Consider the following 6,537-nt stretch of genomic DNA (forward strand, 5'->3'; position numbering starts at 1 on the left):
CCTTGCCGTTGCTGTTTTCGGCTGTAAATGTGTTGTCGAGGATTTCTGATGTGGTGACCGATGGTTCGGATCGGGTGCTGGCTGAAAGAGCTGTGGCGGCAACCCGCCGGTTCGCTGAAGAAAACCCGACCAGCCTGGAAGCACACCGTGACCTGGCGGTATCCCTGATCAAGGTCGGGGATGTGCTGCGCCCGCAGGACCCGGCAGCGGCACGAGATCACTTCGAGGAATCGTTGGAGATCCGGCGCCGGTTGGTTGAAGAAAACCCGACCAGCTTGGAAGCGCAACGCGACCTGGCGGTATCCCTGATCAAGGTCGGGGATGTGTTGGTGTCTGAGGACCCGGCATCGGCACGAAAGTACTTTGAGGAGGCGTTGGGTATCGCACGCCGGTTGGCCGACGCCCACCCGACCAGCCTGGAAGCACACCGCGACCTGGCGGTATCCCTGATCAAGGTCGGGGATGTGCTGCGCCTGGAGGACCCGGCAGCGGCACGAGATCACTACGAGGAATCGTTGAAGATCGCACGCCGGTTGGCTAAAACCAACCCGACCAGCCTGAAAGCGCGCCGCGACCTGTCGGTATCCCTGGACAACGTCGGGGATGTGCTGCGCCTGGAGGACCCGGCAGCGGCACGAAAGTACTTTGAGGAATCGTTGGAGATCGCACGCCGGTTGGCTAAAACCAACCCGACCAGCCTGGAAGCGCGCCGCGACCTGTCGGTATCCCTGGACAACGTCGGGGATGTGCTGCGCCTGGAGGACCCGGCAGCGGCACGAAAGTACTTTGAGGAATCGTTGAAGATCCGGCGCCGGTTGGTTGAAGAAAACCCGACCAGCCTGGAAGCGCACCGCGGTCTGGCGCTGTCCCTGGAAAGGCTCGGGGATGTGCTGCGCCCTGTGGACCCGGCATCGGCACGAAAGCACTACGAGGAATCGTTGGAGATCCGGCGCCGATTGGCCGACGCCCACCCGACCAGCCTGCAGGCGCGCCGCGACCTGGCGGTATCCCTGAACAAGGTCGGGGACGTGCTGGTGTCTGAGGACCCGGCATCGGCACGAGGATACTACGAGGAATCGTTGGAGATCCGGCGCCGATTGGCCGACGCCCACCCGACCAGCCTGCAGGCGGACCGCGACCTGGCGGTATCCCTGATCAAGGTCGGGGATGTGCTGGTGTCTGAGGACCCGGCAGTGGCACGAAAGTACTTTGAGGAATCGTTGAAGATTCGGCGCCGGTTGGTTGAAGAAAACCCTGCCAGCCTGGAGGCGGACCGCGGTCTGGCGCTGTCCCTGGAAAGGCTCGGGGATGTGCTGCGCCTGGAGGACCCGGCAGCGGCACGAAAGCACTACGAGGAATCGTTGGAGATCCGGCGCCGGTTGGCCGACGCCCACCCGACCAGCCTGCAGGCGCGCCGCGACCTGGCGGTATCCCTGATCAAGGTCGGGGATGTGTTGGTGTCTGAGGACCCGGCATCGGCACGAGGATACTACGAGGAATCGTTGGAGATCCGGCGCCGGTTGGTTGAAGAAAACCCGACCAGCCTGGAAGCGCACCGCGGTCTGGCGCTGTCCCTGGAAAGGCTCGGGGATGTGCTGCGCCTGGAGGACCCGGCAGCGGCACGAAAGCACTACGAGGAATCGTTGGAGATCCGGCGCCGGTTGGCCGACGCCCACCCGACCAGCCTGCAGGCGCGCCGCAACCTGGCGGTATCCCTGATCAAGGTCGGGGATGTGTTGGTGTCTGAGGACCCGGCATCGGCACGAAAGTACTTTGAGGAGGCGTTGGGTATCGCTCGCCGGTTGGCTGAAGAAAACCCGACCAGCCTGGAAGCACACCGTGATCTGGCGGTATCCCTGATCAAGGTCGGGGATGTGCTGGTGTCTGAGGACCCGGCAGCGGCACGAGATCACTACGAGGAATCGTTGGAGATCCGGCGCCGGTTGGTTGAAGAAAACCCGACCAGCTTGGAAGCGCAACGCGACCTGGCGGTATCCCTGATCAAGGTCGGGGATGTGTTGGTGTCTGAGGACCCGGCATCGGCACGAAAGTACTTTGAGGAGGCGTTGGGTATCGCACGCCGGTTGGCCGACGCCCACCCGACCAGCCTGGAAGCACACCGCGACCTGGCGGTATCCCTGATCAAGGTCGGGGATGTGCTGGTGTCTGAGGACCCGGCAGCGGCACGAGGATACTACGAGGATGCGTTGGGTATCGCACGAGATATCACTGCCAATGCCCCTGATGATCGCATGGGTCTTCTCTTACTTGGTTATTCTCTCCAAAAGCTTTCTTCACTTATTGAAGATAAAGATCCGGAAGAATGGGTAAAATTGGACAAAGAGCTCTCAGAGGTTATCCGTCGGCTAGAAAAATAGTGAAGTCCAGCATTTACTTATCTTTCTGTTTCCGGCAAGCATTGGGTGACTTTTGATGCAACTGAAACGGCACAGGTCCGCATCTACCGATACTCCTGTATAAAGTCTTGCTCGGTTGAGCTCTGTCTCCGGGGAGGCAACCCCCACGTACCCTTCATGTCGGAGGCCAGAATGCTGGATCATGTAGACGATGCCTAGTTTCCAAAATATCTATCACCACATCTGCCCCCTTTGAGTATCGAATATACTGGCCGCAATCCCCCAAACCAAGTAAGTGTTCCTACGATTACAGACGATTCATTGACAGGTACTGAACCCATGACTACAAGACCCGCTCCTTCTAGCATTGCAGCGCCATCCAACGAATCTAACCAACTGCGGCTTGGACTGACAGGCTTCATCCTGCTCATCACGGTTATCCTGGTGTTCATCGTCGACAGTGTCGCAGGTGCAGGAAGCCCTGTATGGAACAGCCCATGGACTCGTTCTTTAATCATTCTGGCCATGCTCGCTACAGCTATCGGCAGCGTGATCTTCTTGGGGAAGCTACGATCACTAACTTCCCGTACAGTGTGGTTACTGTTCACGACCGTACTTGCGATACTCACGATTGGGTTTGGATTCTGGGCGTACTACCAAATACCTTTCCCTGGCTACACCCCACCATGGACACAGATAACTCGGACTCTAAATCTTTTCCTTGGAAACTTCGAAGTTCCCGAGGGTACTCATGGCATTCCCTTTTCTCTGGAGATAGCCAGGCTCACCGGTATTGCCACAGTCTTTTCCTCAGCGATGCAGCTTCTGACCAGATCAGGTCAAGGAGTACTAGGCCGACTTCGGGCTAACAGTCAGTTCCGGGCCACTGTCATCATCGGTCTCAACCAGCACAGCCTGCAGTTGATCACGAGCCTGCGAGAAAAAACCGAAGAACCAATTATTGCTGTCGTAGATCCGTCAACGGCTGCGGAATACGAGGAGATGGCACGTTTGGCAGGTGCCCTGATTTACAAGCTGAACGGCTCCATTACGTCCGAAGTCCTGCAACGGTTACTGTGCAGTAACGGTAAGCTATCGTTCCGATCGCTTTACATCCTCCATGAGGATCCAACGTACGTGATTTCCTGTTACAGCCATGTGAAAGCGGCCTTGGCTAATCACGAATCAGACCCCCGTTTCAACCATCAGATACTCGTGCGTCTCGATGATCCCTGGTCGGCGGAGGTGTGGAGGAGGGAGGCCATCTCTCACATATTTCCTTATTTCGTGGATGCATTCTCTATTCATGAGTTCACTGCCAGAGAACTTCTCAGTCGAATCAATGACCGCAGTTTCGATAGAATTATTATATCCGGTTCATCACAATTAGCGACAGCCCTAGTGCTGGAATATGCACAGAATCTCCGGGAAAGCAAAGCACTGAGCGTTTCGGGCAGCAGTGTTGCCCCCCTTAGCTTTACGTTGGTGAGCGAACATTCAAAAGCAGATCAAAAATATCTCTCGACACTCCTGAATCGGTACGAGGATAGCGATGATATTCCCTGGCTGACAAGTTATGAAACCAACTCAACGACAGGACTGGTCGACTACCTGAACACGGAGGGAGCCACCACACCAGAGACAGCCGTGATTCTGGCAACTGAACCCGGACACGGAGACCCTTGTCTGGCCCACCGAGTGGCGGCTCTCGTACCCGAAGCAACCGTCTTCACCTGGATCGAGGGAGACACAACAATCAGCGACCAACCACTGGTCGGCAATCTTTTTCTCTTCGGACTCTGCATGACACACGTATCGACGCCTTTGGATAGGTGGTCGCGGTTGGGAAAGCTCCTCCACGACAGCTACCTCTCAAAGTTTGGTCCCGCTCCTGATGGTCCTCGATCTGAAGGGCAGAGGGAGTGGTCAGAGCTTAACGACTTCTACCGTTCTAGCAATATTCGCCAGATAGGCTGTATTTTGTCCAGTATCACGAGGCTCGACCTGACATGGTCACTACCTTTGGATGATGAACCCGCAAAAACTGAACTGAAATCTGATGAGAAAGAGTTTCTCTATAAGGAAGAACACGACTCCTGGCTTCGCTACTACGAAGCACACGGCTGGACTTATCCCCCCGACGGTGTCACCGATGAAGAATACGAAGCACACCGTGAACTTGAGAAGTGGAACAGAAACATCAAAGAATGGGACCTCTTCGATGATGACCGTGAACGAGGTCGGGAGAAAACAAGGGAATCTGTCGATGCCGCTTTGAAGCTCCTCGAAAGTGCCGGATACCGGCCCTACCCCGTGTGGCACACCTACAAGATGACGCAGGAGGTCCGGGCTAGCCGGATCACCGCGCCAACGGTGTGGACTGATTCCTCTGGAGGAAGAAACCTCGCAGAGTCGGGTGACTGGTGGATCTCCAGCCCCGGAGGAAACGGACGCAGCGTAAAACCAGAGTTCTTCAACGAACATTACCGTCATATTGAAGGGAACAGGTACATGCGCACAGGGCTAAGAGAAGCGAGACCTGCGATTCTCGGAGAACTGCCGAAGAATCCAGAGTCGTTCGACCCAACGCCCGCCAAAGAAGGCCAGATAATGGTCCGTGAGGTAGGTCAATACCACCATCGTTGGATCGTGGATGCAGACTATTTCAAAGAACACTACGAACTAGCGGAATGAGATTCCTAGCAGCCACAGTATTCAGCTGAGCCTTCCATACGGTCACCTGTCAGAAACCTGCATCATAGAAAGATGCTGAGTATTCAAGTCAACATCTCGATATAGCATTTAGCTGATGTCACTAGATCAAGGTATGCTTTTCAGCGACATGGGCGCCCCGGCTGTGCCGGTTCAGTTGTGCCAAAAGTCGCCTAATGCTTGCTTGAAACAGAAAGATAAGTAAATGCTATCCTCCACTATTTTTCTAGCCGACGGATAACCTCTGAAAGTTCTTTGCGCAATTTTACCCATTCTTCCGGATCTTTATCTTCAATAAGTAAAGAAAGCTGTTGAAGAGAATAACCAAGTAGCAGAAGACCCATGCGATCATCAGGGGCATTGGCACTGATGCCTCGTGCGATATCCAATGCCTCCTCGTAGTACTTTCGTGCCGCTGCCGGGTCCTGCGAGCGCAGCACATCCCCGACCCTGTTCAGGGATACCGCCAGGTCGCGGCGCGCTTCCAGGCTGGTCGGGTGGGCTCCCGCCAACCGCCGTGCGATACCCAACGCTTCCTTGTAGTACTTTCGTGCCGCTGCCGGGTCCACCGGGCGCAGCACGTCCCCGACCTTGGTCAGAGATGCTAACAGATCGTGTTGCACCAGCAGGCTGGTCGGGTGGGTTTCTACCAAGCTGCGTGCGATCTCCAACGACTCCTCTAAGCGTCCTCGTGCCGCTGCCGGCTCCACCGGGCGCAGCACATCCCCAAGCCTAGTCAGGGACACCCATAGGTCGCGGCGCGCCTGCAGGCTGGTCGGGTTGACTTTCGCCAACTGGCGGTCGATAGTCAACGATTCCTCGTAGTGATCTCGTGCCGCTGCCGGGTCCACCGGGCGCAACACATCGCCGACCTTGTTCAGGGATACTGAAAGGTCGCGGCGCGCCTGCAGGCTGGTCGGGTTGGCTTCTACCCACCGGCGTGCGATACCCAACGACTCCTCGTAGCATCCTCGTGCCGCTGCCGGGTCCTCCGACACCAGCACATCCCCGACCTTTCCCAGGGATACCCATAGGTCGCGGTGTGCTTCCAGGCTGGTCGGGTGGGCGTCGACCAACCGGCGTGCGATCTCCAACGATTCCTCAAAGTACTTTCGTGCCGCTGCCGGGTCCACCGGCACCAGCACATCCCCGACGTTGTCCAGGGATACCGCCAGGTCGCGGCGCGCCTGCAGGCTGGTCGGGTTGGTTTTAGCCAACCGGCGCCGGATTTCCAACGATTCCTCGAAGTGGTCTCGTGCCGCTGCCGGGTCCTGCGGGCGCAGCACATCCCCGAGCCTGGCCAGGGATGCCGACAGGTTGCGTTGTGATTCCGGACTGTCAGGGTTTTCTTCGGCGAACCGGCGGGTTGCCGCCACAGCTCTTTCAGCCAGCACCCGATCCGAACCATCGGTCACCACATCAGAAATCCTCGACAACACATTTACAGCCGAAAACAGCAACGGCAAGG

General features: G+C 57.0%; 3 protein-coding genes. 2 read left to right on the forward strand and 1 reads right to left on the reverse strand.

The features are described from left to right. Positions 1–53 precede the first annotated feature (53 nt). On the forward strand, positions 54–2,378 hold the full coding sequence (locus tag JDV76_RS12395; RefSeq protein ID WP_198737222.1) for a tetratricopeptide repeat protein: 2,325 nt from the start codon (positions 54–56) through the stop codon (positions 2,376–2,378). A 318-nt stretch (positions 2,379–2,696) separates the two neighbouring features. Then, on the forward strand, positions 2,697–5,051 hold the full coding sequence (locus JDV76_RS12400; RefSeq protein ID WP_198737223.1) for a hypothetical protein: 2,355 nt from the start codon (positions 2,697–2,699) through the stop codon (positions 5,049–5,051). 236 nt (positions 5,052–5,287) lie between these two features. Here the strand turns inward: JDV76_RS12400 and JDV76_RS12405 are convergent. Next, positions 5,288–6,537, reverse strand: a 1,250-nt coding sequence (locus tag JDV76_RS12405) for a tetratricopeptide repeat protein (RefSeq protein ID WP_198737224.1), incomplete at its 5' end; no start/stop codon positions are given.

The sequence above is a fragment of the Corynebacterium marambiense genome, from assembly GCF_016342275.1.
Taxonomy (GTDB): Bacteria; Actinomycetota; Actinomycetes; order Mycobacteriales; family Mycobacteriaceae; genus Corynebacterium; species Corynebacterium marambiense.